This window comes from Microbacterium sp. LWH3-1.2 (genome assembly GCF_040675855.1).
In the GTDB taxonomy this organism is placed as follows: domain Bacteria; phylum Actinomycetota; class Actinomycetes; order Actinomycetales; family Microbacteriaceae; genus Microbacterium.
This window is the reverse complement of sequence record NZ_JBEGIK010000001.1, coordinates 562,588-582,002: the sequence shown is the minus strand read 5'-3', so window position 1 is coordinate 582,002 and position 19,415 is coordinate 562,588. Positions and strand designations below refer to the sequence as shown.

General features: G+C 69.6%; 18 protein-coding genes. 10 read left to right on the top strand and 8 right to left on the bottom strand.

The window, feature by feature from the left end; translation table 11 throughout:
• Positions 1–58 precede the first annotated feature (58 nt).
• Positions 59–607: a MarR family winged helix-turn-helix transcriptional regulator gene (locus tag MRBLWH3_RS02775; RefSeq protein WP_363428484.1), complete on the bottom strand. Its 549-nt coding sequence runs from the start codon at positions 605–607 to the stop codon at positions 59–61.
• Positions 608–695: 88 nt separating this feature from the next.
• Positions 696–2,189 (bottom strand): aldehyde dehydrogenase family protein, encoded by a 1,494-nt coding sequence (locus MRBLWH3_RS02770; protein ID WP_363428482.1) that lies wholly within the window; start codon positions 2,187–2,189, stop codon positions 696–698.
• Between the two features lie 257 nt (positions 2,190–2,446).
• Between MRBLWH3_RS02770 and MRBLWH3_RS02765 the strand changes: the two genes are divergently transcribed.
• The 9 genes from MRBLWH3_RS02765 (at position 2,447) to MRBLWH3_RS02725 (ending at position 12,262) form a co-directional block, all read left to right on the top strand.
• Positions 2,447–3,322, top strand: a complete 876-nt coding sequence (locus tag MRBLWH3_RS02765) for a transketolase (RefSeq protein WP_363428480.1) — start codon at positions 2,447–2,449, stop codon at positions 3,320–3,322.
• Positions 3,322–4,284 carry a transketolase family protein gene (locus MRBLWH3_RS02760; RefSeq protein WP_363428478.1) on the top strand — a complete coding sequence of 321 codons (963 nt, stop codon included), beginning with the start codon at positions 3,322–3,324 and terminating at the stop codon, positions 4,282–4,284. Before MRBLWH3_RS02765 ends, MRBLWH3_RS02760 begins: the two co-directional genes overlap by 1 nt.
• Positions 4,285–4,312: 28 nt before the next feature.
• Entirely contained in the window at positions 4,313–5,383 is a 1,071-nt protein-coding gene (locus MRBLWH3_RS02755) for a zinc-dependent alcohol dehydrogenase (protein WP_363428476.1), read from the top strand.
• Positions 5,380–6,915, top strand: coding sequence for a sugar ABC transporter ATP-binding protein (locus tag MRBLWH3_RS02750; RefSeq protein ID WP_363428474.1), 1,536 nt, complete (start codon positions 5,380–5,382; stop codon positions 6,913–6,915). The genes MRBLWH3_RS02755 and MRBLWH3_RS02750 overlap by 4 nt, the downstream gene beginning before the upstream one ends.
• Positions 6,899–7,894 (top strand): ABC transporter permease, encoded by a 996-nt coding sequence (locus MRBLWH3_RS02745; protein WP_363428472.1) that lies wholly within the window; start codon positions 6,899–6,901, stop codon positions 7,892–7,894. The genes MRBLWH3_RS02750 and MRBLWH3_RS02745 overlap by 17 nt, the downstream gene beginning before the upstream one ends.
• A gap of 85 nt (positions 7,895–7,979) precedes the next feature.
• Positions 7,980–8,966, top strand: coding sequence for a sugar ABC transporter substrate-binding protein (locus MRBLWH3_RS02740; protein ID WP_363428470.1), 987 nt, complete (start codon positions 7,980–7,982; stop codon positions 8,964–8,966).
• Between the two features lie 88 nt (positions 8,967–9,054).
• A complete protein-coding gene (locus MRBLWH3_RS02735; RefSeq protein ID WP_363428468.1) occupies positions 9,055–9,825 on the top strand; it encodes an SDR family NAD(P)-dependent oxidoreductase in 771 nt (256 codons plus the stop codon).
• An 18-nt stretch (positions 9,826–9,843) separates the two neighbouring features.
• Complete coding sequence (locus tag MRBLWH3_RS02730; RefSeq protein WP_363428466.1) at positions 9,844–10,752, top strand: sugar phosphate isomerase/epimerase family protein; 909 nt, start codon at positions 9,844–9,846, stop codon at positions 10,750–10,752.
• 22 nt (positions 10,753–10,774) lie between these two features.
• On the top strand, positions 10,775–12,262 hold the full coding sequence (locus MRBLWH3_RS02725) for an aldehyde dehydrogenase family protein (RefSeq protein ID WP_363428464.1): 1,488 nt from the start codon (positions 10,775–10,777) through the stop codon (positions 12,260–12,262).
• Positions 12,263–12,274: 12 nt separating this feature from the next.
• Here MRBLWH3_RS02725 and MRBLWH3_RS02720 read toward each other — a convergent pair whose 3' ends face one another.
• From MRBLWH3_RS02720 to MRBLWH3_RS02700, 5 genes are read right to left on the bottom strand one after another with little or no spacing between them, the layout of a single operon-like run.
• Positions 12,275–13,795 carry an acyl-CoA synthetase gene (locus MRBLWH3_RS02720; RefSeq protein ID WP_363428462.1) on the bottom strand — a complete coding sequence of 507 codons (1,521 nt, stop codon included), beginning with the start codon at positions 13,793–13,795 and terminating at the stop codon, positions 12,275–12,277.
• A 51-nt stretch (positions 13,796–13,846) separates the two neighbouring features.
• Positions 13,847–14,299 carry a MaoC family dehydratase gene (locus MRBLWH3_RS02715; RefSeq protein ID WP_363428460.1) on the bottom strand — a complete coding sequence of 151 codons (453 nt, stop codon included), beginning with the start codon at positions 14,297–14,299 and terminating at the stop codon, positions 13,847–13,849.
• 27 nt (positions 14,300–14,326) lie between these two features.
• On the bottom strand, positions 14,327–15,517 hold the full coding sequence (locus MRBLWH3_RS02710) for an acyl-CoA dehydrogenase family protein (RefSeq protein WP_363428458.1): 1,191 nt from the start codon (positions 15,515–15,517) through the stop codon (positions 14,327–14,329).
• Between the two features lies 1 nt (position 15,518).
• Complete coding sequence (locus tag MRBLWH3_RS02705) at positions 15,519–16,406, bottom strand: amidohydrolase family protein (protein ID WP_363428456.1); 888 nt, start codon at positions 16,404–16,406, stop codon at positions 15,519–15,521.
• Positions 16,403–17,332: an SDR family NAD(P)-dependent oxidoreductase gene (locus tag MRBLWH3_RS02700; protein WP_363428454.1), complete on the bottom strand. Its 930-nt coding sequence runs from the start codon at positions 17,330–17,332 to the stop codon at positions 16,403–16,405. The genes MRBLWH3_RS02705 and MRBLWH3_RS02700 overlap by 4 nt, the downstream gene beginning before the upstream one ends.
• Before the next feature lie 124 nt (positions 17,333–17,456).
• Here MRBLWH3_RS02700 and MRBLWH3_RS02695 point away from each other — a divergent pair, with 124 nt between their 5' ends.
• Complete coding sequence (locus tag MRBLWH3_RS02695) at positions 17,457–17,921, top strand: MarR family winged helix-turn-helix transcriptional regulator (protein WP_363428452.1); 465 nt, start codon at positions 17,457–17,459, stop codon at positions 17,919–17,921.
• A 28-nt stretch (positions 17,922–17,949) separates the two neighbouring features.
• On the opposite strand, the gene MRBLWH3_RS02690 is transcribed toward MRBLWH3_RS02695, so the two are convergent.
• Positions 17,950–19,176, bottom strand: coding sequence for an MFS transporter (locus MRBLWH3_RS02690; protein ID WP_363428450.1), 1,227 nt, complete (start codon positions 19,174–19,176; stop codon positions 17,950–17,952).
• Between the last annotated feature and the right edge of the window lie 239 nt (positions 19,177–19,415).

The window sequence follows — 19,415 nt, the reverse complement described above, 5'->3', positions numbered from 1 at the left end:
CTGACGCTCATGCGCACCTCGCCCGAGGGTCAGCGGTCGCCCTCGACGTCGAGGTCGGTCAGTGCTCCGCCTCGATCTCGGCAGCACGGGCGAGTGTGCGCTCGACGATCTGAAGGTCGCGCAGCTCCTCGAGCATGCGGTGAAGCAGACCGTTGAACCGCTCCACGTCGTCCCCGCTCACATGCGACAGGATGAGCTCCTGCCCTCGCCTGGAGATCGGCAGCATGGCATCGTGCATCTCGGCGCCAGCGCTCGAGAGATACATCGGTCGCGAGCCCCGCGGCCCATCCGAGAGGACGAGCAGTTCGCGCTGGACGAGGACGCTGACGCTCTTCGAAACGATCGCCTTGTTCACCCCGAGGAACTCCGAGATCTCGGTGGCCGACGCGCCCGGCCGGATCGCGAGGGCGGAGATCACCCGCCATTCGTTGGTGCCCAGCCCGAAGCGGCGGCGCAGCTCGTGCGACTCGCGCCACACCAGAGCGTTGGACAGGAGGGCCAGAAGGCGAGGGGTGAAGGACTCCGGATCCAGCGCGTGGTCGAGCGGCTCGGTGACCGTTCCGGGCGGAAGGGCGGGCCTTGTGGCGGGGGCGGGCTGGGGAGGCATCCGGCTCCTTTCGTGTGAAGAGTCTGACAGAGGGGCATCGGTCCCGCGCCCCCGAAGGGGCGCAGGACCGCGCGCCCGTTGCGTGGGCTCAGTGCGCCATAGACGCGAGCGCCTCCGGGTCGATGGTCGCGATGGCGCGGGTGTCCTGGAAGGCGCGGACGCCCTCGATGCCCTGCTCGCGGCCGATGCCGGACTGCTTCATGCCGCCGAAGGGCGCGCGCAGGTCGAGTCGGGTCGCACCGTGGTCGTTGATCCAGACGTACCCGCACACCAGTTGCGAGCCGACGCGCTGGGCCGAGTCGGGAGAGGCGGTCCACACCGAGCCGCACAGGCCGCCCCACGTGTCGTTGGCGAGGCGGACCGCCTCTTCCTCGGTGTCGAACGGAATGATCGGGATGACGGGACCGAACTGCTCCTGCGTGACCACGCGCAGCGAGGGTTCGGGGTCGACGACGATCGCGGGGCGCAGGAAGTTGCCGCCCGCGAGCTCACCCGAGGGCAGTTCTCCGTACTCGCGGACGTCGGCGCCGGCATCCTTCGCCTCCTGGATGATCTCCTCGACGAACGCCTTCTGGGCGGGCGAGTGGAGGGGACCCATCGTGGTGCCCTCGTCGAGCCCATACCCGATCTTCGCCTGCTCGAGCCGGCGCGCCATTCCGGCGACGAGTTCGTCGAGTCTCGAGCGGTGCACGAACACGCGCTTGGCGTTCATGCAGATCTGCCCCGTCGTGTCGTAGATCGCCGCGTAGAGCCGGTCGAGGTGCGCGTCGTCGAGGATCGCGTCGTCGAGGAACACCGCCGCGTCGTTGCCGCCGAGCTCGAGCGTGACGCGCGTGAGGGTCTTCGATGCCATCTCCATGATCCGCTTCCCGCCGTTCACCGACCCGGTGAAGCACACCTTGTCGACGTCGGTGATGAGAGCGCCCATGTTCTCGTCCTTGCCGGTCACGACGTTGAGGACCCCCGGGGGCAGCTTCTCGGCGACGCGCTGTACGACCCGCGTGGTGGCCAGTGGCGCCGAGGGCGGCGGCTTCACGATCGCCGTGTTGCCGGCGAGCAGTGCATGCGGGAGCGATGCGCCGAGGATCGCGATCGGCCAGTTGAACGGCACGATCACCGTCACCACTCCCAGCGACTGGTACGCCACGTCGGTCGAGACGGGGATCGCGCCGGGCACGACCGGGAGCGTGTGGCCCTTGTCGACCTCGTCGGCCAGCATGAGCGCGAGGTTCCATCGGATCTCGAAGACCAGCGCGTCGACCCAGGATTCGAAAACGATCTTGCCGTTCTCCTGCGACAGGACGGCGGCATCGGCGTCGCGGTCGTCGGCGATCCCGGCGATCGCCTCGGCCATCTTCGTCGCGCGCTCCTGCGGGGACAGTGCAGCCCACGAGGGGTAGGCGGCACGTGCCGCAGCGACGGCATCCGCGACATCCTGTTCAGACGCGGCTGCTGCGTGCCCCACGATCGCCCCGGGCTTGCCGGGATCGGCGATCGCGAGCGTGTCCTGCGTCTCGCGCGCCTCACCCCCGATGAACAAGCCGGTCCGCAGCTCTGCGGCCGTGCTCAGCGTGTCAGTCATCGAATTCACACCTCTCTGTGTCGTTCGGGTCGGCACGCGCGCTCCAGCGGGGGGGGGGCGCGGGCCGGTGTGCATCCACGATCCCCCTCGTTCAGATAGATGTCAACGTGTTTATGCATATTCCTGTTTACGTGTAAAGCAGATTGTGTTACCGTCGCTCCCATCACCGCGGCGACGCAGCCGCGGAGACGAGAGCGAGTGTCGACGACGACCTTCCCGCGGCGTCCGGTCGACCTCCGTCGATGAGGAGGCATGGAATGGGAACGCACACCCTGGAGATCGGCCAGCGGCCCAGCGTCACCGAGTTGGAGGAGCTCGCGTTCGAACTGCGGTCGAAGCTGCTGCACCTGTGCGGCACGTACGAGGGGGCCGTGCACATCGGCGGCGATCTGTCGGCGGCCGACATCTTCACGGCGCTGTTCCACTACGGGCTGCGCGTCGACCCGGACGACATCGCCAATCCCGCGCGGGACCGATTCGTGCTCAGCAAGGGCCACGCAGCGGTCTGCATGTACATCGCGATGGCGATGCGCGGCTTCTTCTCGTACGACGGGATCGTCCAGACGTACGGGCAGCTCGACAGCGCGTACGGGATGCACCCGTGCAAGGTGCAGCTCCCGGGGGTCGAGTGCTCGACCGGCTCGCTCGGCCACGGCCTGCCCCTGGCGGTCGGCATGGCGCTGAGCGCCCACCACCGCGAGGAGGACCACCGTGTGGTGTGCCTCCTCGGGGACGGCGAGACCGGCGAGGGGAGCGTCTGGGAGGCGGCGATGGCCGCCCGGAGCAACGGGCTCGGGAACCTCGTCGCGTTCATCGACCGCAACCGACAGCTCATGACGAGCTTCGCGGAGGAGCGCGTCGTGTTCGAGCCCTATCCGGACAAGTGGCGCGCCTTCGGCTGGAACGTCGTCGAGACGGACGGGCACGACATGGCACAGCTCGTCGCCACGATCGATGCCCTCCCCGCCACCGACAGCGACCGGCCGACCGTCGTCATCGCCGAGACCGTCAAGGGGAAGGGCGTCGATTTCATGGAGCACAACCTCGCCTGGCACGCCGGCTCGCTGGGCGCCGCAGATCTCGAGCGCGCCATCGCATCGCTCGAGTCGAACCGCAGGAAGGAGACGGTCTGATGCCCGTCACATTCACGTTCGGAGAGTTCCTCGGTGCCCGCTCGGTCATCGGAACGACCCTCGCCGAGCTCGGCGACGTCCACCCGAACCTCTGGGTCATCACGCCGGACATCGGGGCGACGCTCGTGGAGTTCCGCGACAGGTTCCCCGACCGCTTCCTCGACGTCGGCCTCGCCGAACAGGTGAGCGTCGGCATCGCGGCGGGGCTCGCGTACGACGGCAACATCCCCGTCGTGTCGGGGATGCTGCCCTTCCTCAGCATGCGCGCTCTCGAGCAGATCCGAACCGACGTCTGCTACCCCAATCTCCCGGTGAAGATCATCGGTACGCACGGCGGGCTGGTCGGCAACGGAGGCTCGACTCACTACGCGGTCGAGGACCTCTCGCTCATGTGCTCACTGACGAACATGACCGTCACCTCCATCGGCGACCCGCTCATGGTCGGCGAGATCCTGCGCCAGTCCATGTCCATGGCGGGTCCGCTCTACATCCGGCTCGCGGTCGGCAAGAAGGACATGGTGCTCTACGAGCCTGGCGAGCATGAGGTGCGCATCGGCAAGGGGATCGTCGCGCGGCAGGGCAGCGACGCCACCATCTTCACTCACGGGACGACGGTCGCGCAGGCCATCCAGGCCGCCGATCAGCTCGCCCAGGACGGGCGATCCATCCGCGTCGTGGACATGTTCACGCTCAAGCCCATCGACGAGGCTCTCATCCTCGAGTGCGCCGATGAGACGGGTGGGCGGTTCGTCGTGCTCGAAGACCACCTCGCCTACGGGGGTCTGGCTACCCGCATCGCCGACGTGCTCGCCGATCGCGGTGTGCACCTCACCGCGTTCGAGCGGCTCGGCATCCCGCAGGTGTACGCCGGCTTCGGCGAGGACGAGCAGCTGCGCGACAATCACGGCTACGGACTGAGTGCGACCGTCGCGGCGCTCCGCCGCGTGCTCGCGGCCGGGTGAGCCCGATGCTCCACGAGGAGGGTGCGAAGTGAAGACGGTCGCCGTCACGAGGATCGGGAGTCTGCGCGATCCCGATCCGGATTCCCGCGGGCTGATCGACGTCGTGGACTTCCCGGCACAGCCGCTGGGCCCGGAGGATGTGCGGATCCGAGTGGCGTATGCCGCGATCTGCGGCTCCGATCCTCACCTCGCGGAGGGCTACTTCGGCACGGCCGTGCCGATCGGGCTCGGCCACGAGATCTCGGGTGTCGTCGAGGAGCTGGGAGAGCGGGCGCACCGCAACGGCCTGCGGGTGGGCGACCGAGTCGCCGGGAACTTCCTCCGCTTCTGCGGCACGTGCCGTCCGTGCCAGGAGGGCCGGCAGCAGTTCTGCGAGAACATCCAGGACTACAACCGGCCGGGCATGGCCGAGACGATCACGTGGCACGAGTCGCAGGTGTACCGGCTGCCCGAGAGCGTGTCGCTGCTGAAGGGATGCCTGCTCGAGCCGACATCCGTCGCCGTGCGGATCGTCGACAAGACGCGCGTCCACGTCGGCGACCGGGTCGCGATCGTCGGGGGAGGGCCGATCGGCCAGTTGGCGCTGCAGGTCATGCGCATGGCGGGCGCGACGTCGCTCACGATGATCGAGCCCATCGCCGCGCGCCGGGAGATGGCGAGCCGGCACGGAGCGGAGTTCACCATCGACCCCGTGTCGGAGGACCAGGTCGCCCGTGCACTCGCGCTCACCGACGCGCGGGGCTATGACGTCGTCATCGACGCTTCCGGTTCGGTGCGGGCAGTCCCGGGTCTGCTCGACATCGCGGCCAAGGGCGGAACCGTGGTCTACGGAGCGATGTACCCCGCGGACTTCGAGATGCCGTTGAACCTCTCGGATTTCCTGTATCTCAAGGAGCTCACGATCACGGGGGTCTTCGTCTCTCCGTACGCATTCCCGCGCGCCCTGCAGGTCCTGCCGCACCTGGAAGTCGACGAGCTCACGGCCGCGGTCTTCGATCTCGACGACGCGCCCGCAGCTTTCGCGGCGCATCTGAGCGGTGAGCACCCGAAGGTCGTCATCCGGTGCAATCCCATCGACGAAGCGGGGGTGCGATCGTGACCCTGGTGGACGACACCACGACGACCGCAGCTCTCGAAGCGCGCGACATCGTCAAGCGGTTCGACGGCGTGCACGCGCTCGAGGGGGCAGGACTGTCCGTGCTGCCTGGCGAGATCCACGCGCTGCTCGGCGAGAACGGTGCGGGGAAGTCGACGCTCATCAAGGTCCTCACCGGCATCTACGCCCCCGACGCGGGGACCCTCTGGCGGTCGGGCGAAGAGGTCGAGTTCGCCAACGTGCGTGTGGCCAAGCGGTCCGGAGTCGTCGCGCTCTATCAGGAGCTGTCGATCATCCCGTCCCTCACCGTCGCGGAGAACATCCTGCTCGGCGAGCAGACCCCCCATCGGGGCGGGGTGGTGCAGTGGCGCACACTTCGCCGTCGCGCGAAGGAGCAGCTGGACCGGATCCATCAGCGGATCCCCCTCGGCCGACTCGCAGGCGAGCTGTCTCCCGTCCAGCAGACGATGGTGGCGTTCGCCCGGGCCCTCGCAACGGATGCGCGGGTGCTGATCCTCGACGAGCCGACGGCATCCCTGACCGATACGGAGATCACCGAGCTCTTCTCCGTGCTGCGCCGGCTGCGCGATGAGGGTGTGGCGATCGTCTACGTGTCGCACCGCCTCGAAGAGGTCTTCGAGCTGTGCAACCGCTTGACCATCATGCGCAACGGCAAGACCATCCTGACGAAGCACGTCGCGGACTCGCACATCGACGAGGTCATCTCCAACATGGTGGGCCGCGAAGCGGGTCAGCTGTACCCGGAGCGAACGACGCCGACGACGAGCGAGGTGGCCCTCGCCGTCGAAGGGCTCGACGGCCGCCGCGTCAAGGGCGTGTCGTTCGTCGCGCGCCGCGGCGAGGTCCTCGGCATCGGAGGACTCGCCGGCTCGGGCCGCAGCGAGCTGCTGCGGATCCTCTCCGGCGCTCAGCGGCACACGGCCGGGACGATCACCGTCGACGGCAAGGTCCTACGTCATTCCCCGGGAGTCGAACGTGCGCTGGAAGCCGGCATCGCACTGGTGCCGGAGGAGCGCCGCAGCCAGGGAGTCATTCTCAGCTCGACCATCCGCGACAACATCGCCCTCGCGAACATCCCCGCCGTCAGCACGATGGGGGTGGTGTCGGGGGCCCGCATCTCCGACATCGTCAGCCGCGGGATGACCGACCTCCGCGTCAAGGCGCGCAGCCAGCGCCAGCCGGTCGGGGAGCTCTCGGGCGGGAACCAGCAGAAGGTCGTGCTCGCCAAGATGCTCGCCCGCGGGCCACGCATCCTCCTCATGGACGAGCCCACTCGGGGGATCGACGTCGGGACCAAGGGCGAGATCTACCGGCTCATCCGACGGCTCGCCGCGGAGGGCACGACGGTCGTGGCGGTGAGCTCCGAGCTTCCCGAGCTCATCGGGATGAGCGACCGGATCCTCATCATGCACGAGGGCCGCATCTCGGGAGAGGTCGCGGCCGAAGGGGCGGACGAAGAGGTCCTCCTCAGCTACTGCTACGGAAAGGCGGACTCGCATGACGACCATGCGTAACCCCGGTATCGAGGACCCGACCGACACGATCGCGGTCCCGCGCCGGTCGATGGGGCAGACGCTCCTCTCGGGGGGAACCGTCATCGCGCTGATCGCGCTCGTCGTGTTCTTCTTCGCGATGCGGCCCGACGTGTTCCTGACGTTCACGAACGTGCGCAACATCCTGTATCAGGTCGCGATCCTCGCGATCATCGCGGGTGCTCAGACGATCGTCATGGTCGTCGGGGACTTCGATCTCTCGGTCGCGGCGACCTCTTCGCTCGCAGGTGCCGTGGTCGCATCGCTCATGCTCGGCGGCGTTCCCGTCCCCGTGGCGATCCTCATCGGGCTCGCGGTCGGCCTGCTGATCGGGATCATCAACGGACTGCTGATCGCCTACCTGAACCTGTCCGCCTTCGTCGCGACGCTTGCGACGCTGACGTCCGTGACGGGTCTGGCGTTCCTCGTCACGGCGGGCACGACCCTGTTCAACCTTCCTCCCGAGTTCAACAGCCTCGGTCAGGGGCGATTCCTCGAGATCCCGCTGCCCGTCTTCATCGCCATCCTCATCTCGATCGTCCTGTGGTTCGTCCTGCGGTACACCACCATGGGTCGTCGGTGGTACGCGACCGGGGGCAACGCCGAGGTGTCACGCCTCTCGGGTGTCAACGTGCGTCGCGCGCGCCTGCTGGCCTTCTCGATCGCGGGCCTCGTCGCAGCCGTCGGCGGGATCCTCCTCGCGGCCCGTCTCGGAAGCGCGAGCGCCGTGCAGGGCGAGGACAACCTCCTCTTCTCGGTCGCTGCGGTGTTCCTCGGCATGACGGTCGTGCGGTCGGGTGCCGCCAACATCGGCGGAACCATGGTGGGCGTCGCGATCATCGGCGTCATGAGCAACGGCCTCAACGTCCTCGGGGTCAACGCGTACGTGCAGCAGGTGGTCACCGGCCTCATCATCATCGCCGCCGTGACCCTCTCGTCCCTCCGACATCGAGAGCGCTGACCCTCAGACTCTCTCCTCCCTCTGCTCGGAGTGCGGCTCCGGGCACCCATCGACAGAACACGCAACGACACAAAGGAGTAGTTCCATGCGTACCTCAGTGAAAGCCATCGCGGCCGCGGCCGTCGCCCTCCTCGCCCTGACGGGCTGCTCGTCCGGCGGCGGATCGACCGGCGAGACCGGCGGCGACGCGCCGTTCCGCGTCGTCGCATTCACGTCGGGCAACCAGACACCGATCGGCGCCTGGTGGGTCAAGGCCGTCGAGCAGCAGGCCGACGAGCTCGGCTGGGATCTCACGATGATCCAGGGCGACTTCGACTTCCAGAAGATGAACCCCGCTGTCGAGAGCGCGATCGGCCAGGGCGCCGACGCGGTCTACAACGGCTACACCGACGTCGCGTCGATCGGCTCGATCGTGACGGCGGCGAAGGATGCCGGCATCCCGATGTTCGCCATCGACGCGGGCACCGAGGCCACGGATGCCTACGCGCTCAACATCACGACCGACCAGCAGGAGATCGTGGACCAGACCCTCGGGGCGATCTCGGACGCGATCGGGGGCCTCGAAGGCAAGAACATCATGGTCATCGGTCACGACCCTCACGCCGGCATCCGCATGCGTGCGAGCATCGCCGCCGAGGATCTCGAGGCCGCTGGCGCAACCCTGGCAGGGGGCGAGATCCAGCAGGTCGTCTCTCCCGCGACCGGTCGTACCGAAGCCCTCGCACTCGTCGCCGACTACCTCTCGGCGAACCCGGGTGGCCTCGACGCCGTCTGGGTCGGCTGGGACGACGCGGCTCTCGGCGCAGTCCAGGCGGTCACCGAGGCGGGCGGCGACGCCGTCGTGACCGGTGTGGATGCCACGAGCGAGGCGATCGCAGCCATCCAGGCCGGCGGCCCCTTCCTGGCGACCGTCGAGCAGCCTTGGCCGTCGATCAACGACGACGTGACGGCGGCGATCGTGGCGTACCAGGAGGACGGGACGATGCCGACCTCCAACTTCGAGGCGGTCGGGGTCACCCTCGTCACGACCGAGAACGCAGCCGACATCACCCCGTCGGACAAGCTCGGCTGAATTCGTCGATGCCGGTGGGGGCGCACCGTCGCCTCCACCCGCATCGGCCATCCATACGACGCGAGAACGAGACGAAAGGGACGACGACATGCGCTTGGCAGGCAAAGCGGCACTCATCACCGGGGGCGCCAGCGGGATCGGTCTCGCGACCGTCCGCAAGTTCATCGACGAGGGGGCGAAGGTGGCCGTCGCCGACATCGCCGCGGATCGGGCTCAGGAGGTTGTGGACACCCTGCCGGACGGAAGCGCCGTCGCGGTCGGGGTCGACGTCTCGGTCTACGACGAGGTCGAGGCGGCCGTCCAGACAGCCGTGGACGCCTTCGGCAAGCTCGACGTCATCTTCAACAATGCCGGCATCGCGGGGGGCAAGCCCCTGCTCGAGCACGATCCCGCCGTCGACTACGCCCCGATGATCCGTGTCGATCAGGATGGCGTCTATCACGGCATGCTCGCCGCCGGGCGGCAGTTCCGCCGGCAGGGGACCGGCGGAGTCATCATCTCGACCTCGTCGATCTACGGCGAGCAGGCCGCCGAGCTCGCGTTCAGCTACAGCGCGGCCAAAGCCGCCGTCATCTCCTTCACCCGGTCGGCCGCGTACGAGCTGGCGGATTACGGCGTGCGCGCGGTCGCGATCACGCCGGGCCGCGTCGGAACCGCCATCATCAACCAGTTCTCCGACGAGCTGAAGCAGCTCTTCGCGTCGGAGCAGCTGCGCAACGCCCTCACCGCACCCGAGGAGATCGCGAACGTGGTCGCGTTCCTCGCATCGGACGAGGCGAACGCCATCAACGGCACGGTCGTCCACGTCGACGACGGGTACTCGGCGTTCAAGCAGCGGTTCGAGCTGCCGGTGTTCTGACGACGGGATAGGGCACGCATGAACTCCTCTCTTCACCTCGACCTCGCGTTCCACGTCAGCATCGCCGTGGCGGATGCGACTCCTGCAGCCCTCGCGCCCCTGCTGGGTGAGCTCCGCGCACTCGAGTACCGACGGGCGGTGCTGCCGCCCCTCGATCCGTCGCAGACGGACGCTCTGGCCCTGCGGCGGGTGTTCGAAGAGGCGGACCTCGTCCCGGTCGCGATGACCGGACAGGGGCCGGGAGCAGACGTGTCGTCGGAGGACGACGCGGAGCGCCGCGCCGGTGCGGCCGCGCTGCGTCAAGCGGTCGACTTTGCGACGGTCCTCGGCGCCGATCAGCTCAACGGCGTGCCTTACGGCCGGTTCGGCCCGCCGGGCGGGCCCACGTCGCGATCGGCGATCGCACGCGCTGCGAGCGAGGTCGGGGCTGTCGCGGACTACGCCGCCGCCGCGGGTGTCGCGATGACGTTCGAGGTGCTCAACAGGTACGAGACGTCGGCGATCAACACTGCCGAGCAGGCGGTCGAGTTCGTGGAGCTGAGCGGATCGGACAACCTCGGCATTCATCTCGACACGTTCCACATGGCGATCGAGGAGGCCGACATGCCCGCCGCGATCCGCGCGGCGCTCCCGCGGCTGCGGTACCTCGAACTCGGTCAGTCCGGTCGCGGCGCGCTCTCCACCGGAGCACTCGACATCGCCGCCATCGTTGGGCAGGCTCTGGACGACGGCTACACGGGCAGGTGGGGTGTGGAGGCCTTCTCGAGACCCCTCCTCGGCGGTGCAGCCGACATCCTGGCGATCTGGCGGGCGCCGTTCGACGACGCCCTGGAGCTCGCGGAGGACGCCGTCCGCGTGGTCCGCAAAGGTTGGACGGAGAGCGCGCCCGGCCGACGCGCACACAGACTCGCACGCAGCCACGCCTGACGCGCGCAGAGAGGGAAGACACATGTCAAGCACGATCGAGACCACCGGCACGCTCATCGACGAGAGCTCCTTCACCGGACGGATCTTCATCGACGGCGAGTGGGTCCGGGCCGGGGGCGGCACCATCCCCTCCATCGCGCCCGCGACGGGCGAGACCATCGCGACCGTCGGGATCGCGTCGGCGGACGATGTCGCGCGCGCCGCCACGGGTGCGGCGCGCGCTCAGCGTGAATGGGCGGCGACCCCCCACCCCGTGCGGGCGGCAGTGCTGCGTCGCGCGGCGCAGCTGTGGGAAGAGCACGCCGACGAGATCATGGGCTGGAACATCCGCGAGGTGGGCGCGATCCCGCCGCTCGCGGGCTTCGCACTGCACGTCACGGCCGCCGAGTGCTACGAGGCGGCGGCGCTCCCGTCGGCACCCCTCGGCTCGATCCTCTCCAGCGAGGAGCCCAGGCTATCGCTCGCGCAGCAGGTGCCGGTGGGTGTCGTCGGTGTCATCTCGCCGTTCAACGTTCCGCTCATCCTGGGCATCCGCGCCGTTGCGCCCGCGCTGGCTCTCGGCAACGCCGTGCTCCTCAAGCCCGATCCCCGAACGGTCGTCACCGGTGGCGTCTCGATGGTGAGGATCTTCGAGGAGGCGGGGCTTCCGTCGGGGCTCTTGCAGCTGGTGCCCGGTGGCGCGGAGGTGGGCGAGGCGATCGTGGCCCACCCGGACGTGCGCGTGGTCGCGTTCACGGGATCCACGCGAGCGGGCCGCATCGTCGGCGAGCTCGCGGGGCGCCACCTCAAGCGGGCGCATCTGGAGCTGGGCGGCAATTCGGCTTTCATCGTGCGGGAGGATGCGGACGTCGATCAGGCGGTCAACCTGGCGACCTGGGGGTCCTACCTCCACCAGGGCCAGATCTGCATGACCGTGGGGCGTCACATCGTGCACGAGTCGCTGTTCGAGGAGTATGTCTCGAAGCTCGCCGCGAAGGCCGAGTCGATGCATGTCGGGGATCCCGCGGCCGGCCAGGTGCATCTGGGTCCCCTGATCGACGAGGTCCAGCGTGATCGTGTGCACACGCTGGTCCAGGGCGCCGTGGCTGAGGGAGCGCAACTGCGCGCCGGCGGCTCGTACGACGGGCTCTTCTATCGCCCGACGGTGCTCGCCGGCACTCCCGCGGACGCCGCCGCGCACCACGACGAGGTCTTCGGACCCGTGGCCTCGGTCGTCTCGTACGCGACCGACGACGAGGCTGTCGAGCTCGCGGCGTCCACCGAGTACGGGTTGTCGCTGGGAATCGTGAGTCGCGATGTGTTGACCGCCCTCGCGATGGCGCAGCGCATCCCGACCGGCATCGTTCACATCAACGACCAGACGGTCAACGACGAGGCGAACGCGCCCTTCGGCGGGGTGGGTGCGTCCGGAACGGGTTCGCGCCACGGAGGAGCTCAGGCGAACATCGACGCGTTCACCGAGACGCGATGGATCACGGTGCGGCGCGAGCCGGGCCAGTATCCGCTGTGACCCGGCGGCGCGTCAGTCCCGACCGAACTGGGCGCGGAGATCGGCCTTGCGGACCTTCCCGGATGCCGTGCGGGGAAGGTCCTCGACGACGACGACGTTCTTAGGCAGCTTGTAGCGCGCGAGCAGTCCGTCGAGGTGCGCGCGGACGATCTCGGTGTCGACCTCGGCGCCCTCGCGGAGCGTGACCACGGCCCAGGGGACCTCGCCCCAGCGCTCGTCGGGGACTCCCACGACCGCGACGCCCGAGATGCCCTCGATGTCGGCAATGAGGTTCTCGACCTCGGCCGGGTAGATGTTCTCGCCGCCCGAGATGATCATGTCCTTGAGGCGGTCGGCGATGTAGAGGTAGCCATCGGCGTCGAGGTACCCGAGGTCGCCCGAGCGGAACCAGCCGTCGTCGGTGAACGCCGCCGCGGTGGCCTCAGGCTGATCGTGATAGCCCAGGAAGACGTTGGGCCCGGCCACTTCGATCTGGCCGACGGTGCCGCGCGGCACCATCTCACCGTGCTCGTCGGTGATCCGCACCTCGGTGAAGAAATGCGGCAGCCCGACGCTGCCCTGCTTCTCGCGGGTCATCGCGGGTGCGAGCGACGTGGCGCCGGGCGAGGTCTCGGTCATTCCGTAGCCCTGTGAGAACGACAGTCCGCGCTCCTCGTAGGCGTTGAGGATCCGCGTCGGCACGGCCGAGCCTCCGCACGTGAGCTTCTGCAGCGTCGAGAGGTCGGTCGTCGCCCAGTCGGGATGGTCTGCCATCATCTGGTACGTCGTGGGAACGCCGCTCAGCATCGTGATCCCGCGCTCCTGGATGAGTGAGAGGGCGCGGCCCGGCTCGAAGCCCTTCTCGAGCACGAGCGTCGCTCCCTTCAGGAGCACCGGGAGCGCGCCCATGCCGAGCGAGGCGACGTGGAAGAGCGGCGAGATCATCAGTGACACGTCGGTCGAGACCACGTCGTAGTCGACGATGCAGTTGAGGGCGACCCACGTGAGATTGCCGTGGCTGAGAACCGCACCCTTGGGCTTGCCGGTCGTCCCCGACGTGTAGATGATGGCGGCCGCATCGTCGAGCGTGACATCGGCCACGGTGTGCCCACCGGGTGCCTCGGCGACGAGCCGCGCCAGGCCGGGATGCTGGGGAAGGCCCTCGCCGGTGACGATGACGTGGGCGATCCGGCCGGCCTCCACGCCCGGCATCGCGCGCGGGAGGAACTCGGCATCGAGCACCACGGCGCGCGCGCCGGAGTCGACCAGCACGTGCTGCATCTCGGGCGCCGCCAGCCGGGTGTTCACCGGCACGAACACCGCTCCCAGCTGCGCGGCCCCGAACATCACCTGCAGGAACTGCGGGCTGTTCTCGCCGATGTAGGCGACGGCGTCGCCGAGGCGGATGCCGCGGTGCCACAGCACGGCGGCCACCCGGTCGGCGGCGTCCGCCAGCTCGCGGTACGTGAGCTCGCCGTCGCCGAAGACGACGGCCGTCTTGCCGGGGTCCTTCAGGCGCCGTTTGGCGAGCCAGAACCCGATTCCCCTGTGCATCGTTGCGGAGTCCTCTCCCTCGAGGATGTGGTTGTGCTCGGACCCGGTGGGTCAGGCGTAGAACCGGTACAGGCCGCGCGCGACCACGGCCGGCTTGCCGCCGCCCTCGATCTCGATGGTCTGGTCGACGGCGAACTGGTAGCCGCCGGCGATCTCGGTGACCTCGGCGATCACCGCGCCGCCGCGCACGCGCGCGCCGACCTTGACCGGCGACACGAAGCGCACCTTGTCGAGGCCGTAGTTGACTCGCGTGGTCACACCGGTGACGTCGAACAGCTCTGACCAGAACTTAACGGTCAGCGACAGAGACAGGAAGCCGTGCGCGATCGCCCCGCCGAACGGCCCTTCGGCCGCCCGCTCGGGGTCGACATGGATCCACTGGTGGTCGTCGGTGGCGTCGGCGAAGAGGTTCACGCGCTCCTGCGTGACCTCGATCCACTCGGTCCAGCCGAGGTCGGTGCCGGCGAGGCCTGCGACGTCGGCGTAGTCGACGGTGGTGGTCATGGGTTCTCCTTCGATGGGTCGGACGGTTCAGGTGAAGGCCGAGGCGCCCGTCAGAGCGCGGCCGACGATGAGGGCGTTGATCTCGTGGGTGCCCTCGTACGAGTACACGGCTTCGGCGTCGGCGAAGAACCGGGCGACGTCGTGCTCGAGCAGGATGCCGTTGCCACCCAGCACCTCACGGCCGAGCGCGACGGTCTCGCGCGCGAGTCGGGCGGTCTGCAGCTTGGCGAGGGCGGAGTTCTCGTCGGGGTACTCGCCCCGGTCCTGCCGGGCGGACAGCTGCGCCACGAGCGCGAGGGAGGAGACGGCGTTGCCGAGCATGCGGGCGAGCTTCTCCTGCACGAGCTGGAAGCCGCCGATGGGCCGCTCGAACTGGTGCCGCTCGCGCACGTAGCGCACGGCGGCGTCGAGCGCGCCGGCCTGCAGGCCGGCGGCGATCCAGGCGACGTCCGAGCGCATCGCGCGCAGGATCCGTGCCACGTCGCGCCAGCCGTTCACGTTCTGGAGGCGGTCCGCCTCGGTCACCCGCACGCCGTCGAGCGTGATCACCGCGTTCTGCATGGGTCGCAGCGCGACCTTGCCGCCGATCGCCTCGAGTCGCACGCCCGTGGCGTCGGTGGCCACGAGGAACGCCTTGACCGCGTGGTCGTCGACGTCGCGGGCGAAGACGACGAGCACATCGGATGCCGCGGCCCCGCCGATCCACTTCTTGCGGCCGTCGAGCACCCACGCGTCGCCCTCGCGGCGCGCAGTGGTGGCGAGACCTCCGGCGATGTCGGACCCGTGCTCGGGCTCGGTGAGCGCGAAGACGCCCTTCAGCTCGAAGCTCCGCACGCGCGGGTCGAGCTTCTCCGCCTGCGCGGGCGATCCGCCCAGCGCGATCGTGGTGCGGAAGAGCCCCGACTGCGCGTTGTACAGGCTCGCGACCGACACGTCGGTGCGGGCCAGCACGTAGTTGCGGAATCCCGAGTACACACTCGACGCCGCCTCCTCGGCATCCATCCCCGCCGGCTGCATGAGGTCGAGCGGGATGAGCTCCTCGAGGACCTCGGGCGGCATGGTCGCCGTCTCCCACGCCTCGGCGAGCAGGGGACGGATGCTGCGCTCCAGCGTCTGCTGAAGACGCCCGAGCGCCGCCCGCGCGGCGGGGCTGAGGTGCGCAGCCGCGATGGCGTACGGGTCGAACCCGAACGTCGCATCCGCCTCGAGGGTGGGCATGTCAGCCGCCCAGTCCCAGCAGGCGCAGCGCGTTGTCCTTCAGGATGCCTGGCATCACCTCGGGCTTGAACGAGCCGACGGTCTCGGCGTCCCGCATCCAGCGGTCGGGCGTGAGCAGCGGGAAGTCCGAGCCGAAGAGCACGCGGCGCTTGAGGTACGAGTTCGCGGCGCGCACGAGAGACTCGGGGAAGTACTTCGGGCTCCAGCCCGACAGGTCGATCCACGTGTTGTGCTTGTGGGTGGCGACCGAGAGCGCCTCGTCCTGCCACGGCACCGACGGGTGGGCCATGATGACCTGCAGCTCGGGGAAGCGGGCAGCGACGGGGTCGAGCAGCATCGGGTTCGACAGGCCCAGGAGCAGGCCGCGTCCGCCCGGCAGGCCCGCGCCGATGCCGGTCTGCCCGGTGTGGAAGAGCGCCACGACGCCGGCGTCCTGCAGGGTCTCGTAGAGCGGTGCGTACGCCGGGTCGGAGGGGTCGAAACCCTGCACGGTCGGGTGGAACTTGAAGCCGCGCACGCCGTGGTCCTCGATGAGGCGGCGCGCGTCGTCGACGGCGGTCGCCTTGAGCGGGTCGACCGAGCCGAACGGGATGAGCACGTCGTTGTTGCGTGCCGCGCCCTCGGCGATCTCGGCGCTCGAGAGCGGCGAGTGCCCGAAGTTCGTCTCGGCGTCGACCGTGAACACCACGGCCGCCATCTTCCGTTCGCGGTAGTAGGCGGCGACCGCGTCGAGGTCGGGGTGGGGTGCGTCGGTGCTGAAGTACCTCGCTGCCGCGTCGCGCAGATCGTCGGGCAGTGACGAATGCCCGTGGTGGTCGACCTCGATGTGCACGTGCACGTCGATGGCGGTGATCGCCTCGAGGTCGATCGCGGGTTCGTAGCGGGTCACGGGCGCTGCAGCTCTTCGGGGAGCGGCGGGAACTTCTCGCCGACGGACTGCAGGGGTCCCGCCGCCTCGGCGAAGCCGGCCGCGAGGTCGTCGTACGACCAGCCGCCATCGCTGTAGGCGGTCGCGACGGCTTCGGGGTGCGACCACAGCTGCAGCCGGTCGCCGCCGATGCCGATCGCCTGCCCGGTGACGGCGGCCGCAGCATCCGACGCGAGATACGCGATGAGCCCCGCGACATCGTCCGACGTGCCGAACCCGAGGTCGTGGCGGAAGAACGCGGGCATCGGCTCGCCGGCGGCGTCAGCCTCGACGGCCGCGGCGAAGTACGGCACAGTCGCGGTCATGGCGGTCGCGGCGACCGGGATGACGGCGTTGGCGGTGATGCCGGCGCGCTTGAGCTCGAGGGCCCACGTGCGCACCATGCCGACGATGCCGGCCTTCGCGGCGGCGTAGTTCGTCTGGCCGAAGTTGCCGCGCTGCCCGGTGGGGGAGCCGATGCAGATGATGCGGCCGGGCACCTCGTTCTCGCGCATCCAGGTCGCGGCCTCGCGCGCGCAGGTGAAGGTGCCGCGCAGGTGCACGTTGATGACGGTGTCGAAGTCGTCGTCGCTCATCTTCCACAGCACGGTGTCGCGCAGCACGCCGGCGTTGGTGACGAGGATGTCGAGCCGCCCGAACGTGTCGACCGCGGTGCGCACCAGCTGCTGCGCGGTCTCGGTGGGGCCGACAGGTGCGACCACGGCGACGGCGCGGCCGCCTTCGGCCTCGATCGTGGCGACGGCGTCGGCGGCGGTGGCCTCGTCGACGTCGTTGATCACGACAGCGGCGCCCTGGCGGGCGAGCTCCTGCGCGTAGGCGAGGCCGAGGCCCCGACCCGAGCCTGTGACGATGGCGACCTTGCCGTCGAGCGGTGCGTCATGAGGCATGGATGAGACTCCTTCGTTCCGAGGCCGGCGGCTCGCCGCGACCGTGCCCGAGCACCATTGAAGACCGGATCGTTGAAAAAGTCAATCATTCCGATCGTCATGGAATTGAGCTAGCATCGTGCCCATGCCGAAAGCCGCTGACGTCGCCGTCTCGCGAGGCCTCCGCGCGTCGGCTCTCACGGACGACCTGAGCTTTCTGCTGGCGCGCGCCAACGCCATCTCGCTGGCCGCGGGCAACGCGGCGCTGTCCGGGCACGGGCTCAAGGCGCGGTCGTACTCTGTGCTGGTGCTGACCTCGGGCGATGCCCGGCCCTCGCAGCGCGAGCTCGCCGAGTTCCTCCGGCTCGACCCGAGCCAGGTCGTGAGCCTCGTCGACGACCTGCAGTCCCGCGGGCTCGTCGAGCGTCAGCCCGACCCGGCCGACCGGCGTGCGAACGTCGTCGTGGCGACGGAAGTCGGACGGGCGCTGGTCGTCGCCGCCGGCGAGGCCGCACGCGCCGCGGAGGAGCGCGTCCACGCCGCCCTGTCGGAATCCGAGCGCGCAACCCTGGCCACCCTGCTGCGAACGCTCGCCTTCCCGTCCGACTGACGCCGCCGCGGGGCATCCGTCCCCCTCGTCATCGACGTTCGAGCACGTAGCGGTCGCGGCCGGCGAACACGCCGACCAGCGTCAGGGCGACGAGGACCGCGAGCACCAGGGCGAGCGACGCCGCCCAGTCGCCGGTGAGGCTGTGCAGACCGCCGAAGACGATCGGTCCCAGCGCCGCGATGAAGTAGCCGACCGACTGCGACATGCCCGACAGGGCCGCGGACGTGTCGTGGTCGCGCGCACGCTGCGCCATGAGCGTGAGCGACATGGCGAGCGTCGCGCCACCGGTGAGCCCGATGAGCGACCCCCACACCAGCACGCCGTCGGGCGCGATCATGAGGCCCACGACGCCGACGATCGCGAGCGAGGGGATGAGCGCGGGCGCCCACCGTTCGAGGCCGCCTCGCAGGGCGAGCGGCAGCAGCAGGCAGCCGGCCAGTGAGAACAGCTGGTACACCATGACGTCGATGCCGGCGACGACCTCGGAGCGCCCGATCGACATCGACAGCGGGGCGAGCCAGGTCACGAACATGTAGAACATCGATGCCTGCAGCCCCATGTAGGCGGCGACGAGCCAGGCGATCCGGTCACGCCAGATGCCGGTGCGTCCGCGCGGCGCCGTCGACCGGTCGTTCGGCCGGGCGACTCCGCGGTGCGCCCACCGCCACGCGACGATCGCGAACGGCAGGAGCGCGGCGCCGGTGACGAGCAGCGCGAAGCGCCAGCCGGCGGGATCGCCGCCGAGCTCGATGTGCGAGATCGGCACGACCACGCCCGACGAGACGGCGCCGAGGCCGGCGAGCAGCGCGGTGTACGCCGCTGTCACGGCGGGCACGTGGCCGGAGAACTCGCGCTTGACCACGGCGGGCATGAGCACGTTGATGATGGCGATCCCGATGCCGATGATCGCCGTGCCGATCCAGAGGCTCACCACCGGGCCCGGGATCGAGCGCACCAGGGTCCCGAGCAGCAGCACCAGCAGCGACCACAGCAGCACTCGCGGCTGCCCGAACCGGCGGCTGAGGTCGTGCGCGAGCGGCGAGAAGAGCGCCCACGCGACGAGGGGCACCGCCGCGAGCAGACCCAGCGCCGAGACCGACATGCCGGTATCGGCGCCGATCTGGTCGAGGAGGGGTCCGAGTCCGGTGATCGCCGGCCGCATGTTCATCGCGACCAGGCACACGGCCGCGAGGAGCATCGCGACCGACGCCGTGCGCGACGGCTCGGGTCGCGTGGTCCGCGACGATGAGGCCATAGGCATCGGACTATAGCCGAGGCCCAGGCCGCGGCATCCGTTCATTCCCGTTGAGCGGCAATGCCGGGCCGTCGGCGTTCGGGGCGCGCGGCGTCCGTTCGGGGCGCGCGGCGTCCGTTCGGGCGCGGCGTTCGTTCGGGGCGCGCGGCGTCCGTTCGGGGCGCGGCGTTCGTTCGGGGCGCGCGGCGTCCGTTCGGGGCGCGCGGCGTGCGCCCCGAACGCACGCACTGCGCCCCGAA